Annotated in this window: 16 protein-coding genes; 4 read left to right on the forward strand and 12 right to left on the reverse strand. The window is 59.0% G+C overall.

The genetic code is table 11. From position 1 onward, the window contains the following. Window positions 1–536: 536 nt before the first annotated feature. The 3 genes from rpsI to ACTQZK_RS11445 all read right to left on the reverse strand — a co-directional run bounded on the left by rpsI (window position 537) and on the right by ACTQZK_RS11445 (window position 3,469). Entirely contained in the window at window positions 537–929 is a 393-nt protein-coding gene (gene rpsI / locus ACTQZK_RS11435) for a 30S ribosomal protein S9 (protein WP_114567818.1), read from the reverse strand. A 3-nt stretch (window positions 930–932) separates the two neighbouring features. Continuing rightward, window positions 933–1,367: a 50S ribosomal protein L13 gene (gene rplM / locus ACTQZK_RS11440; RefSeq protein ID WP_114567819.1), complete on the reverse strand. Its 435-nt coding sequence runs from the start codon at window positions 1,365–1,367 to the stop codon at window positions 933–935. Between the two features lie 434 nt (window positions 1,368–1,801). Continuing rightward, on the reverse strand, window positions 1,802–3,469 hold the full coding sequence (locus ACTQZK_RS11445) for an FAD-dependent oxidoreductase (protein ID WP_114567820.1): 1,668 nt from the start codon (window positions 3,467–3,469) through the stop codon (window positions 1,802–1,804). A gap of 220 nt (window positions 3,470–3,689) precedes the next feature. Between ACTQZK_RS11445 and ACTQZK_RS11450 the strand changes: the two genes are divergently transcribed. Further along, the gene (locus ACTQZK_RS11450) at window positions 3,690–5,123 is read left to right on the forward strand and encodes a helix-turn-helix transcriptional regulator (RefSeq protein WP_225749804.1); all 1,434 of its coding nucleotides are present in this window, start codon (window positions 3,690–3,692) and stop codon (window positions 5,121–5,123) included. Between the two features lie 27 nt (window positions 5,124–5,150). Here the strand turns inward: ACTQZK_RS11450 and ACTQZK_RS11455 are convergent, their stop codons facing one another. Then, the gene (locus ACTQZK_RS11455; RefSeq protein ID WP_441899678.1) at window positions 5,151–6,038 is read right to left on the reverse strand and encodes a GGDEF domain-containing protein; all 888 of its coding nucleotides are present in this window, start codon (window positions 6,036–6,038) and stop codon (window positions 5,151–5,153) included. Between the two features lie 123 nt (window positions 6,039–6,161). Here ACTQZK_RS11455 and ACTQZK_RS11460 point away from each other — a divergent pair, with 123 nt between their 5' ends. Beyond that, complete coding sequence (locus ACTQZK_RS11460; RefSeq protein WP_441899679.1) at window positions 6,162–6,572, forward strand: hypothetical protein; 411 nt, start codon at window positions 6,162–6,164, stop codon at window positions 6,570–6,572. A gap of 12 nt (window positions 6,573–6,584) precedes the next feature. Here the strand turns inward: ACTQZK_RS11460 and ACTQZK_RS11465 are convergent, their stop codons facing one another. From ACTQZK_RS11465 to ACTQZK_RS11490, 6 genes are all read right to left on the reverse strand, one after another. Then, a complete protein-coding gene (locus ACTQZK_RS11465; protein ID WP_441899680.1) occupies window positions 6,585–7,865 on the reverse strand; it encodes an O-acetylhomoserine aminocarboxypropyltransferase/cysteine synthase family protein in 1,281 nt (426 codons plus the stop codon). A 192-nt stretch (window positions 7,866–8,057) separates the two neighbouring features. Then, on the reverse strand, window positions 8,058–8,336 hold the full coding sequence (locus ACTQZK_RS11470; RefSeq protein ID WP_216529230.1) for an Ig-like domain-containing protein: 279 nt from the start codon (window positions 8,334–8,336) through the stop codon (window positions 8,058–8,060). Between the two features lie 8 nt (window positions 8,337–8,344). After that, on the reverse strand, window positions 8,345–9,154 hold the full coding sequence (locus ACTQZK_RS11475; RefSeq protein WP_441899681.1) for a molybdopterin-dependent oxidoreductase: 810 nt from the start codon (window positions 9,152–9,154) through the stop codon (window positions 8,345–8,347). Window positions 9,155–9,166: 12 nt separating this feature from the next. Next, a complete protein-coding gene (locus ACTQZK_RS11480; protein ID WP_114567826.1) occupies window positions 9,167–10,807 on the reverse strand; it encodes a molybdopterin-dependent oxidoreductase in 1,641 nt (546 codons plus the stop codon). Between the two features lie 131 nt (window positions 10,808–10,938). Further along, window positions 10,939–12,429: a hypothetical protein gene (locus tag ACTQZK_RS11485; protein WP_225749799.1), complete on the reverse strand. Its 1,491-nt coding sequence runs from the start codon at window positions 12,427–12,429 to the stop codon at window positions 10,939–10,941. Between the two features lie 135 nt (window positions 12,430–12,564). Further along, complete coding sequence (locus tag ACTQZK_RS11490; RefSeq protein ID WP_114567828.1) at window positions 12,565–13,083, reverse strand: hypothetical protein; 519 nt, start codon at window positions 13,081–13,083, stop codon at window positions 12,565–12,567. Window positions 13,084–13,372: 289 nt separating this feature from the next. Here ACTQZK_RS11490 and metA point away from each other — a divergent pair, with 289 nt between their 5' ends. Next, entirely contained in the window at window positions 13,373–14,314 is a 942-nt protein-coding gene (gene metA / locus ACTQZK_RS11495; protein WP_114567829.1) for a homoserine O-acetyltransferase MetA, read from the forward strand. Beyond that, window positions 14,307–14,525 (forward strand): hypothetical protein, encoded by a 219-nt coding sequence (locus tag ACTQZK_RS11500; RefSeq protein ID WP_441899682.1) that lies wholly within the window; start codon window positions 14,307–14,309, stop codon window positions 14,523–14,525. Before metA ends, ACTQZK_RS11500 begins: the two co-directional genes overlap by 8 nt. Window positions 14,526–14,544: 19 nt before the next feature. Here ACTQZK_RS11500 and ACTQZK_RS11505 read toward each other — a convergent pair whose 3' ends face one another. Then, complete coding sequence (locus tag ACTQZK_RS11505; RefSeq protein ID WP_441899683.1) at window positions 14,545–15,222, reverse strand: HAD family hydrolase; 678 nt, start codon at window positions 15,220–15,222, stop codon at window positions 14,545–14,547. Between the two features lie 568 nt (window positions 15,223–15,790). Beyond that, window positions 15,791–16,471: an orotate phosphoribosyltransferase gene (gene pyrE / locus ACTQZK_RS11510; protein ID WP_418831650.1), complete on the reverse strand. Its 681-nt coding sequence runs from the start codon at window positions 16,469–16,471 to the stop codon at window positions 15,791–15,793. Window positions 16,472–16,670: the final 199 nt, after the last annotated feature.

The following is a 16,670-nucleotide window of genomic DNA, read 5'->3' on the forward strand; positions in this document are numbered from 1 at the left end:
TGTTAGGCACGCCGCCAGCGTTCATCCTGAGCCAGGATCAAACTCTCCGTTTAAAAGAGTGCGGCATCGCTGCCGCGTTCGATCTTGGTTTCCCGCCGCCCGCTCCCCCGAGGGGTCCGCGGCCGGCCGGGGTCCGTCTCATGCGGATCCGTTCACTTGGCTTTTTTCTCGCTTGTTCTGCTTCTCAGTATCCGGTTTTCAAGGTTCTCCGCTTCAAGCCGAAGCCCGAAGCGCAAGGAGATATACTACCCGTGCCACCGCCCGGCGTCAAGAACTTTTTTCGAAAAAGTTCTTCGGCCCGTTCCCGTCGAGGCTTCGTCCGCCTTGCGAGGAACCGCGGGTTGCAGCCGCGCCCTCCCCTCGGGAAGCGCGGAGGGAGCATATTACGGGAAGCCGGGACGCGGCGCAAGGCCCTTTTCGGGAATCGCGCGAAATCGCATAGCTTCACCCGTCCGCAGTCTCGTCCTACCTATATACAGAAAAAGCCCGCCTCGAACGAGACGGGCTTTGCAAAGACTGCTGTTCGCAAATACGACTTAGCGCTTCGAGAACTGCGGGCGCTTGCGGGCCTTCTTGAGACCGTACTTCTTGCGCTCCACCATACGGGAGTCGCGCGTCAGGAAGCCAGCCTTCTTGAGCTCGGCGCGATAATCGCCAGCGGAAAGCAGCGCGCGGGAGATGCCGTGACGCAGAGCGCCGGCCTGACCCGAGATGCCGCCACCGTTCAGAATGGCGATAACGTCGAAGTGGTCCACCGTATCCGTAACCTTGAACGGCGTCTTGGCGTAATCGACCAAAGCCTCGCGACCGAAGTACTGCGCAGCTTCGCGGCCGTTGATGGTCATCTTGCCGGTGCCGGGAACGAGGCGCACGCGCGCAACAGCGTTCTTGCGACGGCCGGTGCCGTAGTACAAAGCTTCACCTGCCATGGGTTAACCCTCCATCTCGATCTTGCGGGGCTGCTGAGCCATGTGCGGATGCTCCGCACCCGTGTACACCTTGAGCTTCTTGCCCATGGCGCGACCAAGCGTGTTCTTCGGCAGCATGCCCTTGACAGCATGCTCGATAACGCGCTCGGGATGCTTTGCCATGGCCTCTTCAAAGGTCTCGGACTTCAGCCCGCCGGGGAAACCACTGTGACGGTAATAGCTCTTGGACTGAGCCTTCGTGCCCGTCACGCGGATCTTGTCCACGTTGATGATGACCACGAAGTCACCGGTGTCGACATGCGGCGTGTACTGCGGCTTGTGCTTGCCCTTGAGAATATGAGCAGCCTTTGCAGCGACGCGACCGAGAACCTGGTTCTCTGCGTCGATCAAGACCCACTCGCGCTCAACTTCGTTGGGCTTCGCGTAATACGTCTTCACTATCTTCCTCCAAAATCCTGTCCTACCCCGCCGTGCGGGGCGGGATTTCCGTCGCTCTTCAGCGGCTCGCCAAAGCGAACCAACCGCTTCGCGGCGAATGATCGGTTTCAAAAGTGCAGGTAGATCGGATGTCGGGTTCCTACGCCGACGCGCAACCTAAGGTCTGGACTCCCCGGTTCGCGCTCCCGCTTCTTACTGCATGCACGGGGCTTTCGAAAGCGAACCTTTGCATTGTAAACAGGGAATACCCCAGAAGTCAACGAATAATCATGACGCTGCGCGCTATTTGCATAAAGAAAGAACGGCCGAGCACCTGGGCAGGCAACGCGGGCAACGATCCGCTCTGCAGGGCGACGTCGGACACGCAAGCGGTCCCCCGCGCCGAAGCGCGAGGGACCGAGGGAGGGGCCGGGAAATCGGATTGGCGGAAAGGCCTATGCCTGAGCCAACTCGTGTCCCAAAACGTAACCGTACGTGATGCAGCGACCGTGGCTGTTGCCGGCAACGTTGATGGGATAGTCAACCGCGCAGATGTCGCCTTGCACATTGCCGAGCGCGTAAAGGCCTTCGATGGCCTTGCCTTCCGCATCGAGACACTGGAAGTCGACGTTCGTGCGCAGGCCGCCCGGGATGGCAAGCAATGCCGGGCCGACTTTGAGCGCGTAGAACGGGCCTTCCTTCACGGGGGTCAGGAACACGGGCTTCTTGTAGTAGTCGGTGTCCTCGCCCGCTTCGCACATGCCGTTGTAGCGATCGACCGTGGCCTTGAGCGCAGCGGCGTCGCAGCCGATCTTCTTGGCAAGGTCGTCCAGAGTGTCTGCCTGATAGGCAATGCCCTGCTCGATGTACTTGGGGATTTGCGTCTCGAAGTACTGCGGAGCCAGCTCCAGGTCGCTGCCGTAGGGGCGGAACGAATCCCAGAACATACCGCCGCCGTAGGGCAGACCGTTCACCAGGTCGGTCTTCCAGTTGGCGTCGAACACGGACCACGCTTCGCCGTTTGGCTGGCGATTGATGGCGAGCGACTTGCCTTGCACCCAGGTATCTTCGCACATGAAGCGCTCGCCGTTGTCGTTCACGAACAGGAACGGCCCGTGGAACCAGCAAAACGCCTGCGGATGCATCATCGTGGGAAGCGGCAGGTCCTGCAGCTGCGCACCGGCCCACATGCCCATCTTGTGGCCGTCGCCCGTGTTCACGCCCATCGGGGTGTACTGGCTGCGCGGCTGTCCGTACTCGGCGCAGATCGGCGCGTACGCCTTGACCATCTCCGCATCGCCGCCGATGTCGCCCGTGCACAGCACTACGCCCTTGCTTGCGTTGTACTGCACGTAGCCGTCCTTCGTCTCGCAGATGCAGCCCGTCACCCGAGAGCCGTCTTTTACCAGCTGCACGGCCGGCGCGTCGAAGACGAACTGGGCGCCATCGCGCACGGCGTCGTTGTAGCACAGCTCGGCGCCGGCGAACCCGGTGGACTTGAGGCCGGCTTCCTCGGGGATTCGGAGCATGTGGTAACCCGGCTGCTCGGCGTACACGTCGTCATGGCTGTAGAACGCGCCTACCATGGCCGAACCGCCCAACGCTTCAGCCTTGGCCAAAAGCCAGTTCGATGCTTCTTCGGAATGGTTGAAGAACTTGGAAATCAAATCTTCGTTCGCACGGCTTGCGCACTGCGCGATCCAGTGCTGCTTGGCGTTCACGCGATCGACCTTGATGCCCAGTTCGTCCATGTAGTGCGAGTTTATGGCGCCGAAGCCGCCACCGCGGCCGTTCCAACTGGACGTCTTCTCGACCACCGTGACCTTGCCGCCTTTTTCGGCAGCCGCCGCAGCGGTCGCGCATCCGGCCAGGCCCGCACCGATAACCAAGATGTCCGTGTCTACCGTGGACGCGATATCGGTAATGGGCTCCGGCGCAACTTCCCAAGCGTACGCAGACTTCCCTGCGGCGGAATCATCCGTCGTAGAAGCCTTCGAGTCTGACGCCCCGCCCGCCGCAGGCGCACAACCAGCAAGACCCGCTGCGCCCGCTGCAACGGCAGCCGTAGCACCCAGGCCTAGAAACGCACGGCGCGATAGGCCGCTTTTCACATGCTCGGACATACGAACCCCTTTCGATTCATTCGCAGATCCCTCCGTCTGCGCTTGAGGTCATCATGGGTCTTCCGGGATGCGCAGTCATCGAACAAAGCGGCCCATTTTCGCAGGAAAACGGCTTATGGGCCACATCGGACCATAGGATTTCCCGCACGCAACTTGCACCTGTCCCACGGTTTTGCTAGCTTTGAAGAGGGAGGCCAGGGGGAAGCGAAACGGAGTACGCATGGGCGAAGCACGGTTGAACCAAGAGGGCGAGCGATTCTCAGGATGGCGTTTGCTGGGCCTGGGATTCTGGCAGGCTTGGCAAATGATCAGCATGTGCACCGCCACGCTCATTCCCGATGCAGAACGATTCTCTTTCGCCGGCAATGCTTTGCTATGGATACTCGCTCTTACCGCGATGGGATACCTAGCCGTAATGCTCGCAGCTCGGTGGCACGCCCCGTTTCTCACCCGACGTAGCTGCTTTGCAGCCGCAGGAGGGCTGACCGCAACAGGATCGGTCGTCATCCCCCTCGCCCTGACGTTCGGGGTCGGTCCGATTGGCTTCTCTGCATTTTTAGCAGGGGCGCTCGCCGTAGCGTTCGGCAATGCGTTGCTGCTTGTCATGTGGGGAGAATTATGGAGCGCGCTTGCCACCGGCCGCGTAGGGCGTCATCTATACGTGTCGTACACGTTTGCCTTCGCGCTGTTTTTCGCAGCATACGCGCTTCCGCAGTGGGCAGCCGTAGCCTTCAACGCCGCAATGCCCCTGGTGTCGGCAGCCGTTTTGAAAGCCTGTAAAAAGGAACCGCGCAGAGAGCCTTCCGTGCTGCCGCTTGATATAAAAACAATACCGGTACCTCGGGTCCTCACATGCATCCTTATCATAAGCGTTGTGTACGGCATGTCGCAGGGAATGGCCAACACGTTTGCCGACGGAGACGCTTCGTTCATCGCGAAAGCGCTCATTTTGGCAGGAGGCGGCATAGGCGCCATCACGCTTTCCATGGTGGCGGCACCGTCGTTCGCCGAGCCCATCGCGTTGTACCGTCCCGTTATTCCCGCCATGGTAGCAGGCCTTGTCCTCTTGCTTCTTCTATCCGCCCCTTATCGCTTTATAGGAGCGGGGCTCATCATCATGGGTGTGTACTGCCTGGATATGTTCATGATGCTGGTATCTACCGACGTTGCTTTCCGCGCGCGCATTCCCGTGGCGCTTTCGTTCGGGCTGGTCATCTTCTGCGCGCGAACGGGCACGCTTGCGGGATCGTTCGCCGCTGACGTGCTGCAACAGCCATCGATATGGTCCGGCGCCTTGAGAACCGACGTGTTCCTTGTAGGCGTGCTCATTCTGACATTGGTGGGCATGCTGTTTTTCACGCAGACCGACGTGCAGAGACTGTATGCCACGCCGCGCACAGCGACCGACACGAGCCTTGAGCAAAAATGCGCGCGCATCGCGGCAATGTGCCGACTGACGAACCGCGAAGGAGAAGTGCTGGTCCTGCTGGCGCGCGGACGTACGGTCCGCTATATCTGCGACGAATTGTCCATCGCCCAGGGCACCGCGAAGCACCATGTAAGCAATATCTACCGCAAGGTGGGCGTATTCGATCGTCAAGGGTTGCTCGACACCATCGAGCAAGGAGGAGTTGGAAAGCCGGGCTGGGAATAGGACCGCAAGCCTGGGAGGGCGAACGATTTACGAGAAGAACTCCCACGTGTTGCCGCCGCTGCGCTTGGCTCGGTACATGGCCGCATCGGCGTTGCGGTACAGCTCTTCGTATGTGGCGCCGTCGCGCGGGAACCGAGCGATGCCCAAGCTCACGGTAGGATAGTCTCGGCGTCGCGGATCGTTGGCGGCCATCTCCGACACGGCCGCGCACATGCGCCGCGCAATGGCCTCGATGACCTCGCGCGACGAAATGCCGCGCAAGCACACCATGAACTCGTCGCCGCCTATGCGCCCAACCATATCGCCATGGCGAACGGCCTCGGAAAGCGCCTCTACCGACCACACCAGCACAAGGTCGCCCACCGCATGGCCGAGCGAATCGTTCGTCATCTTGAAGCCATCCAGATCGGCCATAATGAAAGCATGGTTGACCTGGTCTTCTGATTCCCGGATAAGCTGAGAGGACAGCGCCTCGAACGTAGCCCGGTTCAAAACGCCTGTCAAGGAATCCCGTTCCGCACGCGTCTTCTGCGCGTGCTCGAGCTCGCGCCGCTCGGTCACGTCCCAAAACGAGATAACCGCTGAAGCGGGATTGCCCTCATCATCGGTCACCAGCGTATAATCAACCTGATACCACCGAAAATCGCCGGAAACAGACCTGCGCATGCGGATGACCGCCGTTCCATGAGGAACGCCCCTATCGATATCGTGGTACAGCCCCAAAAATGCATCGACCCCTTCGGGGGCAACCAGCCCTCGCGTTACCAGACTATCGGGAACGTCCTCGTAGCGGATAGGCTCGATCAGCCTTCCGCCGGAAACATTCTGCAAAAGCAGCGCTCGCTCGACGGTGTCGAAAACCGCAATGATCTTGCCGCTCATTTCGACGGCGACCCGAAAGGCATCCTCGCTCATGCGCAAGCGTCTGCGCGTCTCCAGCCACGACGTCACGTCCAGTACGCTGCATGAGGCGATTCGTCGATCGGGGTCGTACTTGCAACGCGTTCGAACCCGGAGGACGGATCCGTCAAGGGTTTCTTGAGGAACTTCGATTTCGATTATGGTTTCGCCCGCTTCGATGCCAATCCGCAGGCGCTCGGAAAACTGATCCCAGCCAGACGTGGCAAGCAGGGCTTCGGGATAAAGCTCTCCGGGCGCGCGAACGCAACCCATCAAAGCGAAAAACTCATCGTTGGCAACAAGTGGCCTTATCCCCTCGTCAGTGCACTTCAACTGGGCAAACTCGACGGGGATATCAGACAGCGCGACCATATGCTCTTTGCGGTTTTCCATGAAAAACAGTATACCGAGCCTTGGCCGTCGACCGGAGGGGAATTCAGCAAGAAGCCGTCCGATTTCGAACTCTGCCTCGCCGAAAAAGAAACGCAGGCGCTCGTTTTTCGAGCGTCCTGCGTTTCGCGATGCTTGGAATTCTTCTCGCTTGCCTAAAATGCGGCACGTCTACACTGCGGCAAGAGCCTGTTCGACATCGGCGACAAGATCGCCCGTGCCTTCGATACCGCACGACAAGCGAATGAGATCGGCGGTGATGCCGGCAGCCGCCAGCTCCGCATCGTTCATTTGGCGATGCGTCGCGTTCGCCGGATGCAACACGCAGGTCCGCGCATCCGCCACGTGCGTGGCGATCTGGGCCAACTTGAGGTTTTTCATGAACGTCTCCGCTGCCGCCCGACCGCCGGCAACGCCAAAGCTGACCACGCCGCTTGCGCCATGGGAAAGGTACTTCTGGGCAAGTTCGTATTCGGCATCGCCCTTGAGGCCCGGATAGCGCACCCACGCCACTTTTGGATGCTCCGCCAAGAATTCGGCCAGCGCAAGCCCGTTGGCATTGTGCTGCGCCATGCGCAGGTGCAGACTTTCCAACCCCATATTGACGAGGAAGGCGTTTTGCGGCGACTGCGTGCACCCGAAATCGCGCATGAGCTGCGCCGTCGCCTTCGTGATGAACGCACCGGCCAAGCCGAAACGCTCGGTGTACGTTACTCCGTGGTAGCTTTCGTCCGGTTCGCACAAACCGGGGAACTTGTCAGCATGCGCGGTCCAGTCGAACCTTCCAGAATCAACGATAGCCCCGCCGACGCTCGCTCCGTGGCCGTCCATGTACTTCGTGGTGGAATGGGTGACGATGTCGGCGCCCCACTCAATGGGACGGCAGTTCACCGGCGTGGGGAACGTGTTGTCCACGATAAGCGGCACGCCGTGCGCATGTGCCGCCGCGGCAAAACGCTCGATGTCAAGCACGGACAAGGCGGGGTTTGCGATGGTTTCTCCGAATACGGCCTTCGTGTTCGGACGGAAAGCAGCCTCGAGCTCTTCGTCGGTGCAATCGGGAGACACGAACGTGCACTCCAGTCCCATGCGCTTCATGGTGACTGCCAGCAAATTGTAAGTACCGCCGTAGATTGCCGAACTGGCCACAATATGGTCGCCGCAACCGGCGATGTTGAACACCGCGAAAAAGTTTGCCGCCTGCCCCGACGAAGTGAGCATAGCCGCCGTGCCGCCCTCAAGCTCGGCGATCTTGGCCGCCACGAAATCGTTGGTGGGATTTTGCAGACGCGTATAGAAATACCCTGCTTCTTCCAAGTCGAACAGCTTGCCCATGTGCTCGCTCGTATCGTATTTCCAGGTGGTGGACTGGTAAATGGGAATCTGTCGAGGTTCGCCGTCGCCGGGACGGTAGCCCCCCTGTACGCAGGTCGTGCTTATGCTTTCACTCATAAAGGCTCCTCATCGCAAGGGTCCGGGAAATGTGTCCGGCTCATTATACCGAGCACTGCGACGCGCTTGGTAGCCGTGTCTTTCCGATAACCTGCAATCTGTTTATGGAATAACCGGGCTATCTGTTTTCAAACGCATAGAAACGGCCCCGGACGATCCGGGGCCGTTCCGGCAATCCGCCAAGCAATTTCATCAGGTAGCCGTGAACTCCGCTACGTCGGCCAGGGGACTCGCCGTCCCGTCCTCGGCAACAGATCGAACCAGCAGACGATAGAAACCAGGCTTAGGCGGCGTGTACGAGAAGCTCCATTGAACGGACAATTCGGGAGCAGAGTCGGAAACGTCGAACGTAGTCCAGTTCCGACCGTTGTCCAACGAAAACTGCACCGATGAAATCTGGTTTCCGTAGTCTTCGGCGTATCCGCTCAACGTCACCGGCTTCCCGGCCTCCACCTGCATAGGAACGATCATGGCTCCACCTATTCCTGAACGCCTGCCAACACGCCAATATTGGGGCTGTTGGGGTGAGCGTCGGAAAACCCTGGATCCGCAGGAGGCTGCTCCTGCGTGGAGACCACGATGCTCGCAATGTCGCGAACGAAGTAGTTTGCAGGCGTTTTCGTCATCCAAAGCTGGTTATTGCCGCCTACGGAAGCGGACAGATCTTCGTCGTTGATCTGATAGCTCAGCACCGCATGATGCCCCAGCACGTAGCCCAAAGAGAACGAGACTTCGGTACCGTCGGAAGAAACGAACGTCACCGTGTTCGCTCCCGGCTGCACGGACGCACGGCTTAGCACGTGCTCCACGGGAATGCCCTTCACGTCGGCCGTGATGGTTGCGCGCCCGCCAACCGGATTCCCGCCGCAGGTGCATGACATCACCTTGTTCGTGGACTCCTCCTTGGCAAGATCGCCAACCGAAGCGGTGAACGCTGACTGCACGTCCCCTGAAACCGACAGCTGCCAACCAAGGGGATTGTCGACCGCAAGATCGACGGATGCTCCGCACAAGGCGTTCGTAGCCCGTTGAAACAGTGTTTTGATGAGGGCGTTCGGCGTAATGGCACCCTGGTCATACGAGAATTCGCCCTTGACTACAGTATCGGTGACCTGCATGTTCTCGATCGGCGCACCGTAGGTCCGCGCCTCGTTTTCGCCAGCGGGACGCGATGTCGAAGCATCCGTCTCGGACGCGAGAGCAACCGGCGCGGCCGCCATCGAAGCAACCATGGTCAAACCGGCCAAAGCGGAGAGCGTCGTGCGACCGTGCTGCATCTTCGTTTTCATGTCGACTCCTCTCTACTCTACCGTGAACATGAATTGCGTGTTGTACTGGCAAACACGATCGGCTCCGTCGGGCGTTACGCTGGTGGTGCGAATATCAAGCAGGTACGCACCCGGAGACGGCGGCGTGAAGTCCATGCGCCAATACGTCCAGTAATCGGCATTGTTGTCGGGCGTGTCGAGCGTCGTCCACGTTTTTCCATGGTCGAAGGAGAATTCGACCTTCTTTATAGGCTCGTCCCATGCATCGGCAAAGCCTTCCAAATGCACGGTCTTGGCCTCATCGCCCGACAGGACCACGCCGGTCGGGTAGTTCAGCACGCCGCTGTTGGGCTTGGAATAGATCTCGCCCGTGCGATCGTCGGTGAACTGGCCCACGTACAGCTGGTCATTGAGTTCGTCAGCGGGCTTCGTCATGAACGTCAGGTTGGAAATGCGCTTCGTGAAGTTGCCGCCCGAAGTCTTATACACCCAGATCATGCAAGGATATCCTTGAGAATTGGGGAGCAGCTTGCCGTCCATCTTGGTCACGATGATGGCGTCGTTGTCGCGCAGCCAATCGAGGCTCATTTGAGCGTAATCGTATCCGTCGGAGCTGATGGGGCTCAAAATGTTGGCACCCGCTTTGGGCTTCGCATAGTCGATGATGGCAGATACGGGAATACCCTCCACCTCGCTCTGCATGATGGTAGCCTGACCCACGCCGTTGATGGTGCAGTCCATCTTCATGACCTGCTTCACGGTGCCGAACTTCTGCTCCATTTCGGGCAGCGTCATCTCGACGGGATTCTCGCAATCGCCGTCAATGGAAACGACCCAGTTCTGGTAGATGGATTCGTCAACCTGGGAATCATCGGTCAACCATTGGCTCGGCTCGTCTTTGATGGTCTTGTAGAATCGGTTTTCCGGCGGCGTGATGGTGGTCTGGTCGTACGAGATGGAAGGCTTTGCCTCGTCGGCCTTCAGATCGGTGATGCCTTTGTACAAGTTGTACTTCACTTCGTCCCATCGCTCGAACGTCCCCGTTTTCGCATCGACGTAATGGCAGGACTGGCATGTGCCGCCGTCCTTGTCGACGAACATGGGGCTGCCCATGTGCAGCGTATGGATGGGGTCGCTCAGCTTGTTTCCCGAGTAGGATTCGGAATGGCACGCGATGCAGTTTTGGTATCCCTGCTCGGTGTTGTATCCAAAGAAAATAAGCCGATGGTACGTTGGCAAGCTCATGAGCGCGTTCTCGAGCGTGTGGCACGAGGTGCATCCGCGCTTGTCTGCGTCAAGGTAGGTGTTGTTGAATCCGATGTCATCGGAAGGAACCGGCTGCACCAAAAAACCGTTGCGGTCGGTGTAACGACGCGGAGAGCGAGACTCGGCGTTGGCGTCGTTCTTCTCGGTGTTCTGGTAAAACTCGGGCAACGACGCAATGCCGTCCACAAAGCGACCCGACTCGGGAAATCCGCTATAGGCTGCAAGCTGATCGGGACCCGAACTAGCTGCAGGTTCCGCCTTCGTCCCGGTTGAATCCGGCTCGTCCGACGAAGGTTTGGGGCTGCACCCCCATGCGGCAAACGAAGCGACCATGGCTACTGCCACGAGGGAGGCGATCAACTTCGGCTTGCTTCGATGGCGCGAACCCGCGCATTCTTCTTTCTTCATGAAATCCTCCTTTGCAATGGGAAACGAAAACCGATTCTCCTTTCTTCCGGTTGTCCTCTTTTGGCAGGCCAGCGCCACAGCAAGCCGCGAACCCCTCCCTCGTGCCATGGGTTCGCAGCCGCTTGGCGCAGCTATCCCTTCGACTGTCCGCGTCTTTGCGGGCCATCTGATTCTGCGATTTGAGCGCGACGATGGTCGTAATGCTCGATATAGGTCTTGTCCAGCAGGGACTTTTCGTAAAACCCTACGTCTCGGTTGTATTCAAGAGACGCGTCCTCGATGCTTTTGAACTCATCTATGAGCGATCCGTCTTCGCGATAGTATCGAAGAAACATCTCGGAGCAGTGTTCTTGCAAGTAAGGCAGAAACGTGAGGTGGAACTTCTCGGAAGCCACGAAAAAGTGCCGAATACCATCATCATGCTGCCGCAAAAACCCCAGATCAAGAAGGCGGGCGAAATCACTTCGAGCACATGGATAGGATATCCCGTACCGATGGACGTGGATTGCGTACGTGAACTCGGCGTTGCTGTGCAGAACGGCTTCGAGCAGGACCGCCTTTTGTCGATAGTTCAGCGACTCGTCAGCGTCGATAATGAGGCGAAGCCGCTCGCGCCGGCGCCGCATCCCCTCAAGCTTGGTCATGGTCCATCGCTGCTCGTCCACCACAAGCGCGACGGCCCGCTCAAAATAACCCGTCCAATCGTAGTACCCGTCGCAAGCCACAGCCAGATCTTCGGGCGTTCCGGAAAGGCAATGGTCCTCGACGAAGTTTTCGTCATCGGAGTACAGCAGTTTAAGGACGGGAATATGGGCGGAGAAGTGGTATCCAGCCCGATGCAAAACGATAAAGTACAGTATGTAGGCGAGTACGGAATTCCCCGCCGGAAAGAGACGAAACGTTTTGAAGTAGTACAGAGAAACAAGCGCGTTGATCAGTGTGTGGTTTCCTTCGCAGGTCGCGCAAAACGACTCCAGCGCCAAAGCACGCCGCTCGGAAACGTCGGCTTCGAGAAACTCGACGCCGCATACCTCTTTGATCGAAATGCCCTCGACCAGCTTGGCATGCAAAGACTCGATGAACGAAGCGGAAAGCGGCTCGCCGCGATACGCCTCGATGTTCAGCAAGATGTTTCCGGCATTAGAAACAAGCAGTTCAACGCCGTTTTCAGGTTCGCATGCCTGAACGCACACGCGCTTCAACCGCAAGGTGTCGGACGCGCCGTACTCCAACCGCGCGGCAGCAGCAACCTCTTCGGCCGCAAGGTTCAACTCGTAATGCCCGCCCTCGGGATCCGACAAAATGCGAGCGTAGTGAACAGCCAAACCTTCGTTCACCTGGTACGTTTCAAGCAAGCTGCTCAAAAGCCATGTGGGAGCGTACCAATTCTGCGTCATCGGCGCTTCAGTGCTTGCGGCAGATTGCTCCACGGCGAAGGGAACGGGCAGCGCTCTGCCCTGGCAGCGGCGCAGCTTATTGAGCACGATCCAGCACAACGACAGATCCTCGGGAGAAACGTCGAGGGCTTTCGCGATAGATTCGAGCGTTTGCGACTTTCTCGACGCAAGGGAAAAAGCACGCCCCAGCAACGACCGATCGTCTGCCACAAGACCCTCCCCCATGATCCTCACCTCGTCTCAAGAATCACCTTCTTGGGCCATAGTCTCAAATGCGTAACCAGGCGTTCAAGAGTTCGAGGAAGGACTAGAAAGTATTTGCTATGGGCAGATCATGGGCCGTGAAACCACGTGAAGCAATCAGCTTTCCAACCCCGTAAGCGAAAGGACGATACCCTCCGGCAAGCGGTCGCGATACGTAGTGGTCTGCACGCGATAGGGATGAACCTTGTTATCTTCTTGGCACAAGACCTCGAAACCACGTTTGCCGAAGAACGCGAACGTCTTCTCCTTGTTGCGCGTCAGGTCGTCCTCGAACAGCTCCCCCATGATTCCGCGGCACCCGTAGTAATCGGCGATCAAGCACAGCACCTCCAGTACGAACGTGCCGCAGCCCAAGTCCTCCTTGCGCGTAACGAAATCGATAATGCGCACGTGGTCGTCCGAGGAATCTCCCTGAGTAAGCGTGACGTCGGCGATAATGGTGGAGGCGGCATCGGCGTTCGCATCGTTTTCGGTGCGCACGTTCAGGTACAGCTGAATCCGGTCGTAGCCAAACGGCGCGTATTCAGGCTCCAGGCGCAACCTTCCCGCCAAAAAACAGTAGAGCGTACGCTCCCCGGTATCCTTCGTCGCAATAAGCGTTTCGATTCCCGCCATTGCTTCCTCCCGTCTCGCACCGTATTACCACCGCACGTCGCAGCGCATCCCTATCGTATCCATTTTCCCCGGCGGATTCGCCCCGCAATGCACGACGAACGACCGGACGAACGCGGCATGGCTGGAAAACGAGGAAGGTTGGAAAAGGAATGGGGCGTTCCGACAACGCGTTATCTCTTCTTCGGATAGGTAGGTCATCTGATTATCCGGTATCATACACTCAGCCAAAACACTCGGCCTTGAGCGCCGCCGCAGCGCATGAAGCGGCAGACGAGATTGCGAGGTCATCATGCCCATCAGAATCCCCGATTCCCTGCCCGCCACCGACATCCTCGAAGGCGAGAACATCTTCGTCATGACCGAGTACCGGGCCATGCATCAGGACATTCGCCCGCTCAAGGTCTTGCTACTGAACCTCATGCCCACGAAGATCGTCACCGAAACCCAAATCATGCGCAAGCTGTCGAACACGCCGCTGCAAATCGAAGTCGAGCTGCTGCAGACCATCAGCCATGAGGCGAAAAACGTGTCCGGCGAGCACTTATCGACGTTCTACACCTCGTTCGACGAGATCAAAGACAAGCGATACGACGGCATGATCATCACGGGTGCGCCCGTAGAGCTGCTGGACTTCGAGCATGTGGATTATTGGGACGAGCTGACAGCTATCATGGATTGGTCGACGACCAACGTGCACTCAGTGTTCCATATCTGCTGGGGCGCGCAAGCGGGCATTTACCATCACTACGGCATTCAGAAGCACGAACTGGAAAACAAGCTGTCAGGCGTATTCGAGCACCAGGTGGACAAGCCCTCGTCGCCCTTGGTTCGCGGATTCGACGACGCGTTTCGCGCCCCGCATTCGCGCTACACCGAAGTGCGAGCCGAAGACATCGAGGCCCATCCGCAGCTCGAGCTGATCGCAACATCGGAAGAAGCCGGCGTGTATCTTGCCAAGAGCGTCGACAGCCGTCACTTTTTCGCGTTCGGCCACCCCGAATACGACGACGATACGCTTCTGAAAGAATACGAGCGAGACGCGGCGAAGGGCATGGGGGTGGCGCTGCCTGCGCACTACTTCCCCAACGACGACCCAACGCAAAAGCCCTCGGCAACATGGCGCGCCCATGCGCAGCTTTTGTACACGAATTGGCTGAACTACTACGTCTACCAGACCACTCCCTACGATCTGGACAAAGTGGGAACCGAGGAGGACTCTTCGCATGAGTAAGCAACACGACGAAGCGAAGGAGCGAGTTTTGCACTACACGCTGCGACCGGTATCGACGCCGATCGTGGAGACGATCGATGGATCCGCCCCCGCCCAAAAGCAGGCGGATCCATTCATTCGCCCGGCAACCGAAGACGACGACGGCTACGACCCTTTCAGCGATCGACCGCCCGCACCGGAGCCCACGTACCAGGAAGACCCCTGGCGCTAACCTTCCGCAATGCAGCTTGCTATCGAGCTTCGTTCCAAGCCAAGAACGCTTCCACCTCCAACTCGTCGAACGTGCGAACCGCATGATCGCATGATTCGACGAGTTCTTCGTACGTGCCGGAAACGTCGCAGTCGTAGATGCCGAGCGTGCGATAGCCCGCCTTTCTGAGCGTGTGCACGGCGTACACCGAATCCTCCATGCCCCACGTGAACGAACGCGGCGTGCCCATGAGCTCGCGCGCGCGGTCCCAAACAGCGGGTTCGCGCTTCGACGCATTCACGTCATCCACCGACACGATAGCGTCAAAATACGGAGCAAACCCGCAACGCTCCAGGCCAGCTTGCAAATACAGCTGAGGGCTTGAAGATGCGACGGTCATGCGGACCCCGCGGCTGGCAAGTTCCTGCACGAACGCGAGCGCCCCCGCACGAGCCTCGACGCGCGTGCGATAAAAGTCCAGCATGAATTCGTCGACCATGTTTTCCACGTCTTTCCCGGACGCTCCCAAGCCGAATCGCTCATGGAAGAAGGCGCCGCATTCAGGAATGGTGAGCGTGGTCAGCACGTCTTTGTCGTCCTCAGTCAGCGTCACGTCCGCGCGGCGCGCAAGCTCGGCTTCCATCTCGCGCCACACGCACATCGAATCGAGCAACGTGCCGTCGCAATCGAACACGATGCCGATCGAAGATGGGTTCATGGTGGGGGGTCCTTTCGCGGATACGCCGAGCGACCAACGCACGTCGCTGCGGCAAGGTTTCTTGTTCGGGCAAATCTTAGCAAACCCCCGCCGTCGGACGAGCGACCGGAAACGCGAATTTGCAGGATATTTACCTCCGAAGCCAACGCCTGCCTTCGGGCGCTTGAAAGATGGCGTTCGCACGCTGCTCGCACGTTCCGCAGCGCATGAAGCGCGCGAGCAACCGCAGATAGCAAGTCCCGCCCTCGCTGCCGGGAAGGGTCCCCGCCGTTCTACGACTGTCAGCGCGCGAAAAACCGTCCTCGCTGGCAGGTTTTGACGGTTTGAGGTCGTTTGATTCCGCAGGAGAAGCGCTTGCGCCTGCGCGGTTCAGCTATCCGCCGCCGTGACCAGGTAAAACAAAAAGCGAGCCGGGCAACGATGAAAACGCTGCCCGGCTCGACGACCTCAAACCGCAAAAAGCTGCCAGCGAGGACGGTTTTTCGCGCGCAAGGCCCTTGCCGATAGCGATCCAGCAGCGATCCCCGTCCTTCGCTGCACACCGGGACCGGCAACCGCGGGCACTTGGCTACTTCACGCCGTACTGCTGGTAATACGCGTCGAGCGCCGTCTTCACGGCGTCGTCGATGACCACGCCTCCCTGCACTTCGCGGTTGTACAGGTACTCGGTGACCTCGGCCATGCTGACGATGGACGCCACGGGGAACCCGTACTTCTCCTGAACCTCTTGCTGAGCCGTCACAACGCCGCCCTTCCCCACTTCCATGCGGTTGAGCGACACGATAAGCCCCTTGATGTCCACGTCAGCCGCGCCCTTGAGCACGGGATACGTTTCGTCAATGGACTTGCCGGAGGTGGTCACGTCCTCGACCATGACCACGCGATCGCCGTCTTGCAGGTCGGATCCCAGCAGATTGCCCGCATCGGCGCCGTGATCCTTGACTTCCTTACGGTTGGAGCAATAGCGAACTTCCTTGCCGTACAGCTCGGAAATGCCCATGGCGGTAATCACCGACAGGGGGATGCCCTTGTAGGCCGGACCGAACACGACGTCGAAGTCCAAGCCGAAATTGTCATGGATGGCGCGGGCGTAGTACAAACCCAGACGATGCAGCTGGTCGCCCGTCACGTAGGCGCCGGCGTTCATGAAGAAAGGAGACTTGCGGCCGCTCTTGAGCGTGAACTCGCCGAACTTGAGCACCTTGCTCTCCACCATGAACTCGATGAACTCCTGCTTGTACTGCTCCATGCCCGGCTCCTTATCCGTATGCGGCGCGGCCCACCCGCGCACGATCTTCCGATGAATATGATACTAGAATCAAGCCGGGCGAGGGCTTCGAAACGCGAGCAACGCGCATCGCCCCGATACAAGAAGCGGCCCCAACGATCAATATCGTCAGGGCCGCATGCATACGCTGCTAAAAAATCGGAGCAACTTGCCAACCGGG

Origin of the sequence: Paraeggerthella sp. LCP19S3_G8 (assembly GCF_052119225.1) — a bacterium.
GTDB lineage: Bacteria > Actinomycetota > Coriobacteriia > Coriobacteriales > Eggerthellaceae > Paraeggerthella > Paraeggerthella hominis.

Excerpts from the sequence above, each read along its gene's own strand:
- rpsI (WP_114567818.1), bottom strand. The coding sequence starts at position 929 with ATGGCAGGTGAAGCTTTGTACTACGGCACCGGCCGTCGCAAGAACGCT.
- ACTQZK_RS11445 (WP_114567820.1), bottom strand. The coding sequence starts at position 3,469 with ATGTCCGAGCATGTGAAAAGCGGCCTATCGCGCCGTGCGTTTCTAGGC.
- ACTQZK_RS11450 (WP_225749804.1), top strand. The coding sequence starts at position 3,690 with ATGGGCGAAGCACGGTTGAACCAAGAGGGCGAGCGATTCTCAGGATGG.
- ACTQZK_RS11455 (WP_441899678.1), bottom strand. The coding sequence starts at position 6,038 with ATGAGCGAGGATGCCTTTCGGGTCGCCGTCGAAATGAGCGGCAAGATC.
- ACTQZK_RS11465 (WP_441899680.1), bottom strand. The coding sequence starts at position 7,865 with ATGAGTGAAAGCATAAGCACGACCTGCGTACAGGGGGGCTACCGTCCC.
- ACTQZK_RS11470 (WP_216529230.1), bottom strand. The coding sequence starts at position 8,336 with ATGATCGTTCCTATGCAGGTGGAGGCCGGGAAGCCGGTGACGTTGAGC.
- ACTQZK_RS11475 (WP_441899681.1), bottom strand. The coding sequence starts at position 9,154 with ATGAAAACGAAGATGCAGCACGGTCGCACGACGCTCTCCGCTTTGGCC.
- ACTQZK_RS11480 (WP_114567826.1), bottom strand. The coding sequence starts at position 10,807 with ATGAAGAAAGAAGAATGCGCGGGTTCGCGCCATCGAAGCAAGCCGAAG.
- ACTQZK_RS11485 (WP_225749799.1), bottom strand. The coding sequence starts at position 12,429 with ATGGGGGAGGGTCTTGTGGCAGACGATCGGTCGTTGCTGGGGCGTGCT.
- ACTQZK_RS11490 (WP_114567828.1), bottom strand. The coding sequence starts at position 13,083 with ATGGCGGGAATCGAAACGCTTATTGCGACGAAGGATACCGGGGAGCGT.
- metA (WP_114567829.1), top strand. The coding sequence starts at position 13,373 with ATGCCCATCAGAATCCCCGATTCCCTGCCCGCCACCGACATCCTCGAA.
- ACTQZK_RS11500 (WP_441899682.1), top strand. The coding sequence starts at position 14,307 with ATGAGTAAGCAACACGACGAAGCGAAGGAGCGAGTTTTGCACTACACG.
- ACTQZK_RS11505 (WP_441899683.1), bottom strand. The coding sequence starts at position 15,222 with ATGAACCCATCTTCGATCGGCATCGTGTTCGATTGCGACGGCACGTTG.
- pyrE (WP_418831650.1), bottom strand. The coding sequence starts at position 16,471 with ATGGAGCAGTACAAGCAGGAGTTCATCGAGTTCATGGTGGAGAGCAAG.